Source organism: Paraflavitalea sp. CAU 1676, from assembly GCF_029223285.1.
GTDB lineage: Bacteria > Bacteroidota > Bacteroidia > Chitinophagales > Chitinophagaceae > Paraflavitalea.
This window is the reverse complement of the sequence record NZ_JARHUJ010000005.1, coordinates 207788-225419: the sequence shown is the minus strand read 5'-3', so window position 1 is coordinate 225419 and position 17632 is coordinate 207788. Positions and strand designations below refer to the sequence as shown.

Annotated in this window: 8 protein-coding genes; 3 read left to right on the top strand and 5 right to left on the bottom strand. The window is 51.6% G+C overall.

Annotated elements, in window-relative coordinates:
- Positions 1–2: 2 nt before the first annotated feature.
- The 4 genes from P2H89_RS17365 to P2H89_RS17350 all read right to left on the bottom strand — a co-directional run bounded on the left by P2H89_RS17365 (position 3) and on the right by P2H89_RS17350 (position 8488).
- Positions 3–164: a hypothetical protein gene (locus P2H89_RS17365; protein WP_275829138.1), complete on the bottom strand. Its 162-nt coding sequence runs from the start codon at positions 162–164 to the stop codon at positions 3–5.
- Positions 165–2687 (bottom strand): PIG-L family deacetylase, encoded by a 2523-nt coding sequence (locus P2H89_RS17360; protein ID WP_275829136.1) that lies wholly within the window; start codon positions 2685–2687, stop codon positions 165–167.
- Positions 2688–2771: 84 nt separating this feature from the next.
- Entirely contained in the window at positions 2772–5297 is a 2526-nt protein-coding gene (locus tag P2H89_RS17355; RefSeq protein WP_275829134.1) for a M14 metallopeptidase family protein, read from the bottom strand.
- Positions 5298–5404: 107 nt separating this feature from the next.
- On the bottom strand, positions 5405–8488 hold the full coding sequence (locus tag P2H89_RS17350; RefSeq protein ID WP_275829132.1) for a TonB-dependent receptor: 3084 nt from the start codon (positions 8486–8488) through the stop codon (positions 5405–5407).
- A 120-nt stretch (positions 8489–8608) separates the two neighbouring features.
- Here P2H89_RS17350 and ggt point away from each other — a divergent pair, with 120 nt between their 5' ends.
- The 3 genes from ggt to P2H89_RS17335 all read left to right on the top strand — a co-directional run bounded on the left by ggt (position 8609) and on the right by P2H89_RS17335 (position 16096).
- Positions 8609–10324, top strand: coding sequence for a gamma-glutamyltransferase (gene ggt / locus P2H89_RS17345; RefSeq protein WP_275829130.1), 1716 nt, complete (start codon positions 8609–8611; stop codon positions 10322–10324).
- Between the two features lie 104 nt (positions 10325–10428).
- On the top strand, positions 10429–10992 hold the full coding sequence (locus P2H89_RS17340; RefSeq protein WP_275829128.1) for a DUF1572 family protein: 564 nt from the start codon (positions 10429–10431) through the stop codon (positions 10990–10992).
- Positions 10993–11239: 247 nt separating this feature from the next.
- On the top strand, positions 11240–16096 hold the full coding sequence (locus P2H89_RS17335) for a translocation/assembly module TamB domain-containing protein (protein ID WP_275829126.1): 4857 nt from the start codon (positions 11240–11242) through the stop codon (positions 16094–16096).
- A gap of 143 nt (positions 16097–16239) precedes the next feature.
- Here P2H89_RS17335 and P2H89_RS17330 read toward each other — a convergent pair whose 3' ends face one another.
- Positions 16240–17442 carry a bifunctional 3,4-dihydroxy-2-butanone-4-phosphate synthase/GTP cyclohydrolase II gene (locus P2H89_RS17330; protein WP_275829124.1) on the bottom strand — a complete coding sequence of 401 codons (1203 nt, stop codon included), beginning with the start codon at positions 17440–17442 and terminating at the stop codon, positions 16240–16242.
- Positions 17443–17632: the final 190 nt, after the last annotated feature.

The window sequence follows — 17632 nt, the reverse complement described above, 5'->3', positions numbered from 1 at the left end:
CGTTAATTTTTTCTTTTTGACAGGATCATCAGCACCATCAGCCCGGCAACGGCGCCAATAGCAAATCCCACGGTAGCTTTTTTGATCAGGCGGCCAATGATGAGACCAACCAGTATGGCAACGATCAAAGCTATTTGTCCTTTACCTCTCGAAGGTGCGCTCATTTAGAATCCTTTCTTTTTATTCAACGCAATGATATTGGCGAGCAGGCGATAGGCCCCGGGCACGCCGGCAGGCAATTCCCGGAAAAACACCAGGCCGGTATACACGAACTTGCCCTTGCCATAATCGGCCACGATCAAACTATTGTTCAAAGGCTGCTCATTTGGGTCGGCCATCGACAATATAGGCTTATAGGCCGAATCCAGTCCATCGGGGAAATAAATGCCCCGTTCCTGTATCCAGCCGTCAAAATCCTTTTCTGTGATCTTATTAGGGAAATTCAACACCGGATGATCGGGCAGCAGAAAACTCACTTTTGCCTTTTCATCGGTGATGCGGTTGCGGGAGATCGTAAATGGATAAGGTCCCATGCGGCTCTTCACCGTGCTGATGAGGTTATTCGTATTGTACTGAACGATCAGGTTGCCACCATTCTTCACATACTCCATCAGCACATCGTATTTGGTGAACATGAAGTCATGCACATTGTAGGCACGAATGCCGGTGATCACAGCATCCAACTGCTTCAACATAGTAGCGTTGATGTCTTTCTCCTTCAGCAACACCACCTCATACCCCATCTGTTCCAGGGCCGCCGGCACTTTATCACCCGCGCCTTCGATATAACCGATCCGCTTGCCGGCTGTCTTAAGATCGATGTTCAACACTTTCACCGCATCCTGGTAGAAGTAATGAATGGGCGGAATATGATCATAATTGATCGCTGTCATATTCAACCACACAGGCTGCTCTTCCTTGCCGTTGTGCATCTCCACGAACGCCTGCACATTGTCCTGCTCCAGCCCCTTGAGCATACCATTGTTGATACTGAAATAATATGGTTTACTAAGGCCTTTCACAACGTTGAAGCTGGTATCGGTGATGGTAGAATTATCATACTTCAACCGCTTGCTTACCTTGGCAATATAATTGTTGAAATTCTTGTTGGCTGTAACCCGCATCATGATATCCTGTGATGCCTTTTCGTTTCTGCGGAAAATGACGATACCGGGATCGGTGGTCACCGTAGCAGCAGGCACCACCAGCAGCGGCCGATACAACTCACCCTTCACCGGATCGGTGAATTTGTATTGAACCGGTTTTACGATCGTGAAGCTGGCACCTTCTACTGTAAGTTCAAAACTAGCCTGGTAAGAAGGAACACTTTCCGGACGGCCGATCAGTGCCTGATCGTTCACTGTAAAAGAACCTTCTGTCATTTTGTGCTGCAGCCAATAGGGTTGCGTAACCAGCTTATTGGCAAACACGTAAATAGGCTTTGAAAATATCAGGTTGGTATTCGCTGCCAGATCTTTGTTGAAGGTGGAATCGAAGGCTTCTACCGTCACCTTCACCAGCCGTGCATTGACACCCGAACGGTTATTGGCCACTACATTTACCCGCAAGGTATCACCCTGCACCACAAACTCCGAAGTAGCGGCCACCTCGAGGAATAAACCGCTGCAGCGCTCGATGAGTTGTTGCACTTCGGCCAGTTTCTGCGTGCGCCAGTAACTTTCGGGCAAGGCAGCAATGCTTTTGTGCAGCTCTACCAGGGCAGGCACCGAACGTGCAGGTTGCGCCAATGAATAATTATTGATCAGGGCATCGATCTTCGACTCGATCGTTCCATTGCCTGCTACTTTCGACCAGCTCACATTGATATCATCCATGATATCCGCTTTCGCGGCATCTCCTTCTACCGGTGTAAAGAATTCAAACGCCACTCCCCTGCTCGCCGGCACACCGAAGCCCTGGCTCTTGTGCTGACTACGGCTCTCGGCAGCGATCTCCCCATACCCTTTCCCCAACACACTGTTATAACCACCTACATCGATCTTCAACTGATCGTTCGAAGTGGTATTGTTGCCGCCGAAATTGAAGGTATTCCACATGATGCGCTTCGCCTGCCATGGTTTTACGCCCTGGGTAAATTGCTCGGCAAAGGCTTTGGGATCGGCAGCCGCCCGGAACGCTTCATGCGCCAGTACGGCCGAGCCCGAATGGTGTCCATGACCAGCCCGCGCATCTTCGGGAAAACGGGTAATGATGACATCGGGTTGAAACTTACGGATCACCCATACCACGTCGCCCAGTATTTTATCCTTCCCCCAGGTAGCCAAAGCCTCATCGGTGCTCTTGCTGAAGCCGAAATCGAAAGCACGGCTGAAGAACTGTTCGGCCCCATCGATGCGGCGCGCCGCCAGCAGTTCCTGCGTACGGATCAAGCCGAGGTCGATGCCCTGCTCATCACCGATCAGGTTCTGCCCGCCATCACCTCTCGTGAGTGACAGGTAACCGGTCCGGTACAAACGGTCTTTGGAAAGATAGGCTAGCAAACGGGTATTCTCATCGTCGGGGTGAGCGGCGATATACAACACCGAACCCAGCACCTTGAGCTTCTTTAACTGGAGATAAATATCTGCGGAAGAATAGGTAGCAGGTGTTTGAGCTGTGAGCGACAGCACCTGGAGAGAAAGCAGTAAAGAGAACAATGTGCGTTTAGCGTAAAAAATACCCATCATAAGAGATTAGTGCGACAAAATAAGTAAAAGAGGGGCAGCTTACTGCCCCACTGGTCCAATTTTAACGATTTGACTTGGAAAAGCTTATTGCCCTACGAGGAACACCGCATTGCAAAACAAGAGTTTGCCACTTTCCCAGAAGTTCCTGAACAGCGGATTATCGGCCAGGAACACGATACTGCCCCTGCCATTATCCTGTACCCCGAATAAGACGCCATCTTTCAGCTTTTCTTTCAGCTTCGAACCCACAAAACCTGCTACCTGGTTGTCTTTCTTGAGTACGCCCACATTCCAGCTGCCATCTTTGAAGAATTCATAGATATTATCATCCTGCTTCAGGGTATAATAAAAATTATCGTAGCCGAATGCCAGCGGATGCGAATTATCCATCTCTACTTTAAAAATAGAACCAGGGTTGAACCCGGGTAGAAAATCACGTTCCCGGTTCTCATAGCGTCTCAGCATGGTGTAATCATCCTTTTTATCATCTTTCTTATCGTCCTTCTTCTCTTCTTTTTGTTTGATGCCCCATTCCGCACGGGCCAGCTGCGCCACGGCACCTTCCAGTGCAATCAGTTTACCCCCGTTATTGACCCATTCCTTCAGGTTCTCGTTCTGCGTTTTGTCGCCGAGGAATTTATAGAACCCATCCGGTAAGATCAGCACGTCGGTATTCTTTAAAACCTGTCCATTCAGTTCGCCCGACCATACCACACTGATGGGATAACCAAGATCCTTCTCGAAGAAATGCCATATTTCACCCATACCCAGTGAGGATACACCTTCTCCTGCCATCAGTGTCACTTTGGGCGCATGCAGCATATGTACTTTGTTTGAACCGAGATCGAATCCTTTATCAACAAAGCCCGATTCAACAGCATGCACACTCACTTTCGCATTGCCCGCAGCGGTGGACACCAGTTGGTGCAGCTTATCACCCAGGCCCGCATTGCTGGTGCGTACGATCAGCAAGGTGCCTTTCTCGAACGACTGACCGCCGGCGGTAAATGGCTGTTCGGAAAAACGCACTTTCACATTCTTCTGCATCAACTCTGCCAGGAAGCGTGCACTGCTCACACCATTCCAGCGTACTGCATAAGCCAGTTTGGCCGACGCGGGCGATGCCACGGTAATGGCAGGTGCTTCTTTGGTCGTATTGGAGATATAAGAACCCATGCCGTAGGTCGTGAGGCCATATACGTAAGGCATCGACCAGGCAGTAATGTCGTAAGTAGCGGAATCGGATAGCTTGGAAGATCTTTCAAACAACACATCGACCAGATTGGCATTGGGTTGATTGGCGTTGATCACGATATCGCCCGAAACCGTTTTGAAACTTTCCGATTTGCCGGTGAAGTAATTCAACCCGCTGAAGCCCGCTGCATTTACATAATTCCATTCAATCTGGTTGCGGTCGAGCATCTTTTGCAGGCGGTTGATGCGATCGCTGCCATCGCTCTTCACCACATAGGCCTTAAAATCGCCGGGCGGATTGCTGCGTGCTTTATCATAGTACTTCTTAAATTCCTGCACCAGCTTACCCGCATTTTGCGAGCTTACTTCAATGGTAGCCATGCCGGTGGTGAAATGATGATATAAACGATCCCACAACGTCAGCGTATCACCGTCGTTGTTGATCACGGCGGCGCCGCCGCGGCTGTGGCCACCCTGCTCATAGGTCATGCCGATGGCGCCGCGGTAAATTGGATAAGTATCGCCATAGCTAGGATAGAAAAGGTCGAAGCGTTCTTTGGTAAAGAACAGCCAGCCATTATCATCAAAGTATTTGGCATTGTTCTTACCGATCAACACCTGGAATTCACGTTGCCAGGGCGTGATCACTTCATGGAAGGGTTCGGCCGCCGGCGCAAAATAATAAGGGTCGTTATAACCCTGCTCGTGGTAATCGACATGGATCTGCGGCAACCATTGGTTGTATTTGGCGATGCGCTGCTGGCTCTCTACCTGTGTTTGCCAGGCCCAGTCGCGGTTGAGATCGAAGTAATAGTGATTGGAACGTCCGCCGGGCCAGGGCTCGCTGTGCTCGCGGGTAAAGGGCTGCGCATTGGCAGTAACACCCACCACACTGTTGAACCAGTTCACATAGCGGTCGCGGCCATCGGGGTTGATACAGGGATCGATGAGTATCACGGTATTCTTCAACCATTCCTTTGTTTTGGCATTGGAAGGGTTCACCAGTTCGTAGATGGTGAGCATGGCAGCTTCGGAAGAAGAGGTTTCATTGCCATGCACGTTATAACTTAACCATACAATGGCAGGTCCACGCTCGTCGGCAGCAGCCTTGTCATTCGTGGTGCCGGCCAGGCGCAGGTTATTGAGGCGAATTTGCTCCAGCCTGTTAAGGTTTTCGGGAAGCGCCACTGCAGCTAGCAGCAACGGGCGCCCTTCATTGGTGCGGCCATATTCTTCCAGCTTCACCATCGAAGAAGCGGTTGCAGCTATCTCTTTAAAATAATTCACCACATTGTAGTGCGGAGTATAACGGGAACCGAGTTTGTACCCCAGGAATTGTTCGGGCGATTTTATCTGTGCAGATCCAGGCAGTGTAACAGAGACGAGGAGCCATAATAAGGCCAGGGCTTTCTTCATGATATGTCGGTATAAACCATGAAAATAAGGAAGAAAACACAAAAAAGGCATCCCCATGTGCAGGATGCCGTTGAGATTTCTCATGTGACTGTATACTGAGAATGGAATTACTTTTTGGTTGATGCCCCTTTGAACGCTTTACCCAGCTCCAGCAACTCTACATTCAATCGGGCAAAAAGAAAGCGACCGTTAAAACCGAACTGGTTGGCCGTAAACAGGAAGCGTCCCCTGTTCGACGCATCGCGTGATGCATTGTACCCGCCGGTCGTTTTGTTGGCCCCCGTAGTTACGGGTGTAGCGTAATAGGCGGAAGGTTCGTTGCGCGGATCGATAAAGATCCTGTCGGGGTAAACATCAAACAGGTTGTTGGCCCCCACGGCAATCGAAAGTCCCTTCACCACTTTGAAGGTTACCACCAGATCGGTCGTCCATTTGGCGTCGAAGGTCTGGTCGGTCCCCAATCCAACATCATTGAAATAAGCCCCCGTAACCGGGTTCTTAGAGGCAGGATCAACGTTGTGAATATACTCAACTTTTCCAAACCTCACCGCACGCAGCAAAAAATTCCAGCGCGAAACTTCATAACCAAAAGTGATGTTGATCTTACTGCGTGGTTGCGCCACCTCGATGCGTGACTGCTGCTGCCGATCGAACAAACCTGTACTTAAGTCATTGGCTGGGTTGGCGTTGGGATTTCCCCAGCTCGGATTTACTTTTGGATCATCGATCACAGAATTCGTGTTTAAACCACCCACAACCTTATTCTCATTAAAATTTGCAGCAAGCGATGCGGTGGCATTTCCCTTTCCAATTTTGAAGCGTTCGGTAACGACTATATCGATGCCTTTCGTTTCAGTATTGATGGCATTGGTCCAGAACTGGAGGGCGTTGACCGAGGCCGGTACATTGTTCGCTTTCATGATCGAATCGACGATCGAGTTGGTTCTTGAAAATTGGGTCGACAGCACAATGCGGTCATCGATCTTGATGAAATAAGCATCGACCGTAAAAGTGAGGTGGTTGCCTACCTTCCCTACTACACCTGCGCTGAAACTGGTGGAGGTCTCCGGTTTCAGTTCCTGTATGCCGAAGGCATTGCGCACTACGGGATTGTAGTTGTTGGCGGTGAGTGCCTGCGAAGGCAATCCGCCTACGAACTGCGTAGATGTGTTCTGGAAATAGCGCTGGTGCAGTGAAGGCGCGCGGAAGCCGGTACTTACCGATGCCCGCAGGGCGAAGTTGCGATTGATATCATAGCGCGCCGTGATCTTACCGCTCAGGTTATCGTAATTGGCCTGAAACTCTTTATAGGTCTCGTAGCGGCCCGCAATACCAATGAGGAAATTAGCTGTTTGGTATTCAGCATCGGCATACAAAGCATAAATATTGCGGTGGGCCGTGGTGGAATCGGAAGGACGGAAACCGGGGAATACCTGTGCGCCGGGTACGGCCGGGCCGCCCGGTGGTGTATAGGTAAACGTGGTACCCGGATAAGGAGGAATGGGTTCGGGTTGAAAACGACGCCCACTCACAGAAGTATCCTGCCAGGAATTGAATTCGCCGGGACGGATCAGGTAGCGCTCATAACGGTATTCACCGCCTGCGGCAAAATTGATCGATTTGCCTACATCCAGCGCAAACTGCCGGCTGAGATCCACATTCACCGTATTCTGCAGGAAAGACAGTTTACCGGCATAGAACTGCGTCTGCACGTTATTGGATGCAGGCAGCGAAGCGTTGCCGGTGTTTTCTATATCGTATTCGATGGTGTTTTGTCCAAGCGTATTGCTGATGTCGAGCGTCCACTCACCCAGCTCGGATTTCAACCCCGCGATGACTGAATAATCGTTGATGGTAGTATGTATCTGCGGCAGAAACCCGTCCAGGTAATACCGCTGGCCATTGCCGATCACAGGTTGCTGGCTCCAGCTATTGGGGTTGCGGCTGAAACCACTGGCAGCGCCGGTGCGGTGGGATGCGCCCGCCGTGAGGTAAGCATTCATGGCAGCGCCCAGCGGAAGGCCGCCATTGAGAAAACCGCTGAGGTTGTTGGCCGAACTGTTGCCCGCAACAATATTGCGGCGGTCATATTTTCGACCATCAGCAAATGTTTTATCCTGGTCGATGAGCCAACGATAATAATCGTTGGCCGTAACACCCGGCGGTATCGCAGCTGCTGGCGGCAGTGAACCGGCATTTCCATAATAGATGAGGGGAATATTATCGAGCCCGCTGCGGTTACTGCCATCCCGCTTCAGCCATTGGCCGCTCAGGTTTAGGTAGGCTCCATTCTTCCAGCCCATGCCGGCGCTGATGTCTACCTGCCGGTTGAGGCCATCGTTGATGTTTACATCGCCATTGTAGGGCATAGAAGTAACGTTCTCTCCTACCATACCCGAGAGCGATATACCCCGGAAGCTTTTTTTCAGTACGATATTGATGACGCCGGCAATGGCATCCGATCCATATTGAGCCGCTGCGCCATCGCGCAATACTTCGATGCGTTCGATGGCGGCAACAGGGATGGTATTGAGATCGGTGCCCACCGAACCGCGCCCTACCGTTCCATTGATGTTGACCAACGCCGTGGTGTGGCGGCGCTTGCCATTCACCAACACCAGGGTTTGATCGGGCCCGAGACCACGTAAACCCGCCGGATCGATATGATCGGTACCATCGGAAATGGTTTGGCGTGCACTCTGAAAGGATGGGGCAGCATACGTGAGCAGCTGGGTAACATCGACCTGCGCAAACTGCTTGATCTCGCGGGTATTGATCACATCTACCGGTACAGGCGTAGAGAGTTTACTACGCGCCGCCCGCGCACGGGAACCTACCACGACCACACTGGCACTGAGGTCGATCACTTCTTTCAGGTCGATGTCTTTGTCGATGGTGCGTCCGGCTTCTGCCACCACTGCCGCTTCCTGCGAGCCGCGGCCTATATAACTGGCCACAAGGGTGTAGCTGCCGGGAGAAACACGCAAGCTATACCGGCCTGCAGCATCGGTAACAGTGCCTTGCTGCTTACCCTGCACTACGACGGAGGCGCCTACGAGGGGCTGACCATTCTCGTCTTTGACAGTACCGCGAATAATACTGGTGGGTTCTTGGGAGAAGGAACAAAGGAAGGTAAACAGGAAGAATGAAAAAAGGGTTACCCTCCGCAGTGGATAATTGAATTTTCTCATAAGCTTGATCCGGTTTGTTGGTTAAGAGTGGCCCCACGGCCCGCCCTGATGTTGTTACCTAAGTTAAAATTTTTTATTGAGATAGCTTTGGTATTTTTACCCCCAACCCAACAGCTTTTCATGATCAAAATCAACACTTATATATTACTGGTAGCAGCACTGGCGGCATCCTGTTCAGGTAACCGAAAGGTTATAAGCAGCAAGCATGTCAATCCGTATCAATACACGATCAATAAAAAAGTGACCGGCACCCATGCAGCCGTCGTATCGGCGCATCCGCTGGCCAGCGAAGCGGGCCTCGCCATCATGAAGATGGGCGGCAATGCGATCGACGCCGCTATCACTACCCAGCTGGCGCTGGCCGTCGTATACCCTGCAGCCGGCAATATCGGCGGCGGCGGGTTCCTCGTAGCACACCTCTCCGGCGGCAAGAACCTTACCCTCGACTACCGCGAAAAAGCACCCGGCAAAGCGACCCGGGATATGTATCTTGATAAAGATGGCAATGCCATCACCAGCCTCAGTGTGAATGGGCACCTCGCAGCCGGCGTACCCGGCACGGTGGCCGGCTTGTTCGCCGCCGCGCCACATGGCAAACTGCCCTTCAAAAAACTCATACAGCCTGCCATCGACCTGGCGGAGTTTGGTTATGTGATCACGGCCGATGAAGCGGCCGACCTCAACCGCAGCCGCGAAGCTTTCGTCAAATACAATACCGTAACACCCGCCTTTGTAAAAGCAACACCCTGGAAAGCCGGCGACACCCTCGTGCAGAAAGACCTGGCCAATACCCTCAAGCGCATACGCGACAAAGGAAAGGCGGGTTTTTATGAAGGAGAAACAGCCAGGCTTATCGTAGAAGAAATGCAGCGCGGAAAGGGCATCATCAGTTACGAAGACCTGAAGAATTATGCAGCGAGCGACCGGCAGCCTTCGGTATTCGACTACAAAGGCTACACCATCGTTACCATGCCCCTGCCCAGCAGCGGCGGCGTACTGTTGCCGCAAATGATGAAGATGATCGAAGACAAGCCCATCAAAAGTTACGGATTCCAAACCTTGCAATCGGTGCAACTGATGACGGAAGTAGAACGCCGTGCCTATGCCGACCGCGCAAAATTCCTGGGCGATGTAGATTTCTTCAAAGTACCGGTGAAGACGCTTACCAGCGATGCGTATGCCAAAGAAAGGATGAGGGACTACGACCCTGCCAAAGCCGGCACCAGCGCAGCCGTACAGGCAGGCATTGTTCCCGAAAGCGAAGAAACAACGCATCTCAGCGTTTATGACCACGAAGGCAATGCCGTATCGGTCACTACTACCCTCAATGGTGGTTATGGCAGCAAGACGGTCGTAGGCGGCGCCGGTTTCTTCCTTAACAATGAGATGGACGACTTCAGCGTAAAGCCCGGCGTACCCAATATGTACGGAGCAGTAGGCGGCGACGCCAATGCCATTGTACCGGGCAAGCGCATGTTGAGTTCCATGACGCCTACAGTAGTATTGAAAGATGGTAAACCTTATATCGTGGCCGGCACACCGGGTGGCACCACCATCACCACCTCGGTATTCCAGACACTGGTCAACATACTCGAGTTTGGCATGAATGCCGATGACGCGGTAAACAAGCCCAAATTCCACCACCAGTGGCTGCCCGACGAGATCATGGTAGAGAAGGATTTCCCGCAAGACGTACGTGAGCAATTGCAAAAGATGGGATATAAAGTAACGGTGCGTAATGCGATCGGTCGCACGGAAGTGATCCGCATATTGCCCAACGGCAGCTTCGAAGCCGTGGGTGACAAGCGGGGCGATGATCACGCTGCCGGCTATTAAAACGTTGTGGCGGGTGCGGCGGAGCAGGTTTACCATTTTTTTGGAGAATGCTCCCCCGCCGCACCCGCCGCTTCTTCCTACATTTGTGGACAAACATTGTAGCCATGCAAGCATCTGTAGGGACCACCTTTTTATCGAGCGCCATCAAGCGCCTCCGCTACTATAAATCGCTCGGCGAACGCACCTTCGAACAACTCGAAGAAAAAGACTTTCTCTTTCAACCCAATCCCGCTTCCAACAGCATCGCCGTGATTATCCAACACCTGCATGGCAATATGCTCAGCCGGTGGACAAACTTCCTCACCGAAGACGGCGAAAAACCATGGCGCCAGCGGGATGAAGAATTTGGTGTGATCTCCCACACGAAAATTCAATTGCTTGACAAATGGGAAGAAGGATGGGCCTGCTTCCTGGGCGCGCTCGAGTCCCTCACCGAAGCCGACCTGCTCAAGACCATCACCATTCGCCAGGAACCGCTCATCGTCATCGACGCCATCAACCGGCAGCTCTCCCACTATCCTTATCATGTGGGCCAGATCGTCTATATCGGCCGTATGATCAAAGACCAGCAATGGAAAAGCCTCTCCATTGAGCCCGGCAAATCGGCCGACTACAATGCCGGCGAAGGCATCAAGGACCCGGCGAATGTGAACTGGGGTAAGCAGTAAAGCGGGAGAAAGCTTATCAGCCTGACGACCCCGAACCGAAAGCATTCCCAAAGGGGGAAAACAGGTAAACACCGTACGCCGCCGGGCCCACTGTGGGTTGGGTGTGGATTGTTAACCCGGTCCGAAAGCCGATATTTACCAATTCATTTCAATTCGTTGGTACTGAATTTGCTCAGCAATGGGGAATACCTAATTTTACAACCCGAATACATACTTCCTGAGAAAGTTTTGGAAAATATCCCGGACCGTGTTGCTGGTGCTGATCGCCCTGATCTTGCTGGCATGGATGGCCATCCAAACTACTCCCGTACAGAACTGGTTGGTACACCAGGTCACCAAACGCCTCTCGAAAGACCTCAATACGACCGTTGAGATCAAGCATGTCGACTTCGCCCTGTTTAATAAAATGATGCTGGAAGGCACGCTGGTCAAAGACCGCCAGCAGGACACCCTCCTGTACGCCGGCGCCGTGAAAGTGAATATCACCGACTGGTTCTTCTTCAAAGACCGCATCGAGCTTAAATACATCGGCCTGCAGGATGCCGTGATCCACCTGCAAAGGCAGGATTCCATTTGGAACTACCGTTTCCTGGCCGATTATTTCGGTGGCGGCCCCAAAGACACCCTTACCAAAAAGAGCAGCATCGACCTCGATCTTAAAAAAGTAGAGCTCGACAACGTAGCCCTCCTGCAACGCGATGGCTGGCGGGGGGAAGACATGCACCTGCAATTTGGCAGCTTCCGCCTCGATGCCGATAAACTCGACGTGCAGCAGCGACAGGTGCGCGTCAATACCATCGATATCGACCAGCCGGTATTTACGATCTACAACTATGCCGGCAACAGGCCCGATTCGCTGCGGCCAAAAGACATCGACACCGTTTACACCAACGATCCCAATAACCTGCGCTGGAACCCCGGCAACTGGAACATCACCATCAACGAAGTGAAGCTGCACAAAGGCATCTTCCGCAGTGACCGCGAATCCGACGAGGCGCCAGTCGCCTGGTTCGATGAGAACCGCATCAAGTTCAGCGATATCAATGCCACTTTCCGCAACGTGGCCTTTAAGCAGGATTCCATCACGGCCATCATGCAGCTCTCAACCAAGGAGCGCGGAGGCCTCATTGTGAAGAGACTGAACGCCAACTTCAGGTTTCACCCCGAAGCCATGGAGTTCCACCAGCTCGACCTGCTCACCAACCGCAGCCACTTACACAACTTCTTCGCCATGCGGTACGATACCTTCGACGACATGGCCGATTTCGTATCGAAGGTGCGCATGGAAGCCAATTTCAACGAAGCAGACCTCGATAGTGATGACATCGCCTTTTTTGCACCCGATATGCAGAACTGGAAAAAGAAGATCCGCATCAGCGGCAGGATCAAAGGCCCCGTTGAAAACCTCAACGCCCGCAAGCTCGTCATCGAAGCCGGCAAGAACTCTTACCTCAACGGCGATATCAGCATCAAGGGCCTGCCCGATATCAATAACACCTTCATCGACTTCGTGGCACACGATTTCCGCACCACGTACGCCGATGCCGTGATCATCGTGCCCCAGCTGAAACAGGTACAGCAACCACGCGTCGACAAACTCGAGTACCTCCACTTCAAAGGTAACTTTACCGGTTTCGTCAACGACTTCGTAACCTATGGTACGATCCGTACCAACCTCGGCACCATCATCAGTGACCTCAACATGAAGTTTCCCGAGAAAGGGTCTCCCTCCTATTCCGGTAAACTACGTACAGATAGTTTCAACCTCGGTCAGTTTGTAGATGTAGCACAGATAGGCAAGATCAGTTTTGCCGGCGGGGTATACGGTATTGGTATGAAGGCCAACAGCCTCAACGCCAAGATCGATGGCTCCATCAAATCGCTCGAGGTAAAAGGGTATACCTACCAGAATATCGACGTAAAGGGCACTGTGGCCAAGCGCCTGTTCAATGGAGAATTGACATCCAACGACCCCAACCTGCAATTGCAGCTCAACGGTCTGGTCGACCTTAGTAAAGACATTCCGGAGTTCAACTTCGATGCCAATATCACCAAAGCCGATCTCAAGAACATCAAGCTCGTGACAGACAGCGTGGAACTTACCGGTAAGTTCCGCTTTAATTTCAGCGGCAACAACATCGATAACTTCCTCGGTACAGCACGCGTGTATGAAGCTTCGATCTTCAAGAAGGGAAAACGTATCTCTTTCGACTCGCTCAATGTCGAGTCGAAGACCATGGGTACCAACAAGGTGATCACCGTACTCAGCAATGAATTCGACGCAGCACTGGTGGGTCAGTTTTCCATCCTCGACCTGCCCTCATCATTCCGCACCTTCCTCAACAAATACTATCCGAGTTATATCAAAGAAGCGCGCGCCATTCAGTCCGACGAGAATTTCAGCTTCGTCATTACTACCAAAAAGGTAGACGAGTACATCGACTTCTTCGACAAGAACCTCAGCGGCTTCAACTACAGTACGGTAACCGGCCGTATCAATACCAAAGAGAACATGCTCGACCTGAACGTGGAAGTACCTCAGTTCAGCTACCGCAATATAGCCTTCTACAATGTTGCCCTGAAAGGCATCGGCGACCTCGACAGTCTCTCGCTCGAGAACTCCATTGCCGATGTATACATCAACGACAGCCTGCACTTTCCAGGCTCTACCATCAGTATCCGGTCGGCCAATGATGTATCGGACATCACCCTGAAAACCAGTGCCAGTCAGACCCTCAACTCAGCCAACCTGGCGGCGCGGGTACAAACCATGCCCAATGGTGTGCGCATTGTATTCAATGAATCGAAGTTCGATGTGAATGGCAAGAACTGGGTGATCGATAAAGATGGCGAACTGGTATTGAGCAAGGAGCTCGTAACAGCCGACGGGGTGAAGATCCACAACGCCGACCAGGAAATACTGGTTACTACGCAACCATCCGACATTGGCAATACCAACGATATCAAGGTAGCGATGACCCGCGTCAACATCGGCGACTTTGCTCCCTATATCACCTCCACCACCCGCCTCGAAGGATTGCTGAATGCCAATATCGATATCATGGATCCGTTTGGCAAGATACAGGTGGATATGAACGGCGAGGCCGAGCAGTTCAGGCTCGACAACGACTCGCTGGGGCGGGTGCAGCTCAATGCCAATTACAACCAACGCAGCAAAGTGATCAATTTCTCGGCCCTGTCGAACAACAAGGATTATGTATTCGACGTCGCCGGGATGTACAACCTCAGCGATAGCACCAATGGCCTCGTGCCGCTCGACCTTACGGGCAATTTCAAAGACACGAAGATCCATGTGCTGGAAAAATACCTGTCGGGCGTATTCAAAGACCTCGATGGCCTGGCTACCGGCAACCTGCGCATCACCGGGCCTACCAACGATCTCAAGTACCTGGGTCGCGTGCAGCTGCGCGATGGCCAGCTGCGCGTAAACTATACCAACGTACTGTACAAAATACCGTCCGCCACTTTCGAGTTCAAGGAAGACCATATCAATTTTGGCAGCTTCGCCATCAAGGACGAATACGGCAATACCGGAAGCTTGAGCAGGGGCATATTGAAGCACCGCGGCTTTGACGACCTCTACTTTGATTTTGCCTTAACCAGCAACAAACTGCTCGTACTGGCAACAAACGGTACCGGTAAAGACCCCTTCTTCGGTACGGTATTCGCCAAAGTGAACTTGACCCTGAAAGACAGGCTGGAAGACATGCAGATGGATATCAAGGGCGAACCGGCTGATAGCTCCAAGCTGTACATCCGGTCCGACAACTCCTCGCATGCCGGTGAAACGGACTATATCACGTGGAAGGTATATGGCCGTGAGATGCAGCAGCCCAAGAGCTTCCAGGAAAGTAACCTGCACGTGAACCTCGATGTGGCTGCCAACAACTACATAAAAATGTACGTGATCCTCGACGAACTCACGGGCGATATCATCGAAGCTACGGGCCGTGGCAACCTGAAGATGAAAGCCAGCACCGACGGCGACTTCACCCTCAACGGCCGTTACGATATCGACCGCGGATATTACAATTTCAACTTCCAGTCGTTGTTGCGTAAGCCGTTTACACTTCGTCCCAATTCGGGCAACTATATTCAATGGCAGGGCGATCCCTACGGAGCCACCATCAAGATCGATGCAGAATACCGGGCAGAGCAAGTACGCTTCAGTGATCTCGGACTCGATGCCTTCTCGCTTACTTCCGGTACAGATGCGAGTGCAGGCATTAACAACAACGTGCGCAAATACCGTGGTGAAGTGGTGGTAGTGGCCACCCTGAAGAATAAGCTGATGCAGCCCGATATCAGTTTCCAGATCGAGCTGCCGCAGAACAGTACCCTGAAGAACGATGCCGATGCACTCGCCATCCTGCAGCGTATCCAGAACGACCCCAACGAGCTGAACAAACAGGTGGCCTTCCTCATCGTATTCAACAGTTTTGGACCGTTGTCTACCTCCAGCAATCAGGGATCATTGGCTAACCTGGCCATTGAAGGGGTAGTGATCAACAGTATATCAGGTATCCTGTCGAATACACTCAGCAAACAGTTCTCCAATATCTTCCAGAAGATATTCAACGACAAGAGCATTAAAGTGAACTTCAACGCACAGATGTACAGTGGGTCGAACTTCATCGACAATGTGAACAACAACAAGTTCAATATAGACCGTACCAACCTCAACTTCAACATTGGTAAGAGCTTCCTCAATGAACGGCTCACCTTCACGTTTGGTAGTGCGCTTGATTTTGGATTGAGTTCTCAACAGGTGCAGGCTACCCAGAACCTGCAATTCCTGCCCGATATAACGGCCGAATGGAAAGTGCGGGCCGATGGTAAAGTGGTACTCACCTTCTTCTACCGCGACTCGTATAACTATTCTACTGGTGTGGGTGCAAGGCAAAACCGTTCGGGCGCCAGTATCAGCTACCGCCACGACTTCGACCGCCTGGGCGACCTCTTCCGCAGTGAAAAGAAGAGAAGGGAGAAGGCATTGGAAAGACTGCAGGAAAAGAAGGCCACCAGTACGCCACCGGCCACGCCCGCTACCGACAGCACCAAGGGCGACTCCGTCAAAAATTAGACTGGTAATTCACCATCTTCTCAACCTGACATTGTTGGACACCTGATTCGTTGATCCGGCCTGGCCGGACGCATCCCTGCATTCAACAAAAAGCCCCTTCCGAAGAAGGGGCTGACAATTTATTAACTCACCTTGCGGTGTAATTATCCTTTCAATATTTCGTGACCCAGTTTATCACGCTTGGTAGTGAGGTACTTTTCATTGTGTGGATTGGGACAGATCTCGATAGGTACTGCCTCAACGATCTCTAATCCATAACCCAGCAGGCCAGCACGTTTCTTCGGGTTATTGCTCATGAGGCGCAATTTGGTCACGTCGAGCGCGCGCAGGATCTGTGCACCGATACCATAATCACGTTTATCCATCGGGAAACCGAGGTGCAGGTTGGCTTCTACCGTATCGTATCCGTTTTCCTGGAGTTTATACGCTTTGAGTTTATTAACGAGTCCAATGCCCCTGCCCTCCTGGTTCATGTACAGGATCACGCCCTTACCTTCTTTCTCCACCATTTCCATGGCATTGTGCAGCTGATCGCCGCAGTCGCAACGCATAGAACCGAGGATATCGCCGGTAAAACAGGATGAGTGCACCCTTACCAGTAAGGGTTCGTCATGTCTCCATTCGCCTTTGATCAGTGCGAGGTGTTCGACGCCGCTCATCTTTTCGCGGAAAGCCACCAGTTTAAAATGGCCGTATTGAGTAGGCATGTCCACCCGCACCACTTCTTCGATGAGGCTGTCCTGTTTAAGGCGGTATTCAATAAGATCCTTGATGGAAATAAGTTTCAGGTCGAACTTTTTGGCGATCTCCTGCAGTTCGGGCAGGCGTGCCATAGAGCCGTCTTCGTTCATGATCTCTACCAGTACACCGGCAGGTTCAAAACCGGCCAGCTGTGCCAGGTCTACGGTCGCTTCCGTGTGGCCCGCGCGGCGCAAAACGCCTCCCTTCTTGGCACGGAGGGGAAATATATGTCCCGGGCGACCGAGGTCATCCGGTTTTGTATCGGGATTGATCAACGCCTGGATGGTCTTGGCGCGGTCGTGAGCAGAAATGCCGGTCGTGCAGCCATGCCCCAGCAGGTCGATCGATACGGTGAAAGCCGTTTCATGCAGCGCGGTATTGTTGTTGACCATGAGGCCAAGCTGCAATTCTTCGCAGCGGGCTTCCGGAATGGGGGCACAGATCAGGCCACGGCCATGCTTACTCATGAAATTGATGACCTCAGGGGTCACATTCCGGGCAGCCGTAACAAAATCTCCTTCGTTTTCACGGTCCTCATCATCTACAACAATGACCATTTTCCCGTTTCTGATATCCTCTATCGCACTTTCAATAGAATCGAGCATGGGGCAAAAATTTGACGCAAAGTTACTAATTAAGGTACAAGATACAAGCCTTCCCTTTCGCATTCAGCGAAGCTAAATTATTGATTCCTAAGAGCTACTCAACTCATCACAGAACCTTTCTGACGGATCGCCTGTAAGTTGACCGCCGGATACGGCACACGGACACCTGCAAAGGCTGCCCGCGGTAGCT

What these genes read in the sequence shown, in the direction of transcription:
- ggt (WP_275829130.1), top strand. Translation starts at nt 8,609, where the DNA reads ATGATCAAAATCAACACTTATATATTACTGGTAGCAGCACTGGCGGCA.
- P2H89_RS17360 (WP_275829136.1), bottom strand. Translation starts at nt 2,687, where the DNA reads ATGATGGGTATTTTTTACGCTAAACGCACATTGTTCTCTTTACTGCTT.
- P2H89_RS17340 (WP_275829128.1), top strand. Translation starts at nt 10,429, where the DNA reads ATGCAAGCATCTGTAGGGACCACCTTTTTATCGAGCGCCATCAAGCGC.
- P2H89_RS17330 (WP_275829124.1), bottom strand. Translation starts at nt 17,442, where the DNA reads ATGCTCGATTCTATTGAAAGTGCGATAGAGGATATCAGAAACGGGAAA.
- P2H89_RS17355 (WP_275829134.1), bottom strand. Translation starts at nt 5,297, where the DNA reads ATGAAGAAAGCCCTGGCCTTATTATGGCTCCTCGTCTCTGTTACACTG.
- P2H89_RS17365 (WP_275829138.1), bottom strand. Translation starts at nt 164, where the DNA reads ATGAGCGCACCTTCGAGAGGTAAAGGACAAATAGCTTTGATCGTTGCC.
- P2H89_RS17350 (WP_275829132.1), bottom strand. Translation starts at nt 8,488, where the DNA reads ATGAGAAAATTCAATTATCCACTGCGGAGGGTAACCCTTTTTTCATTC.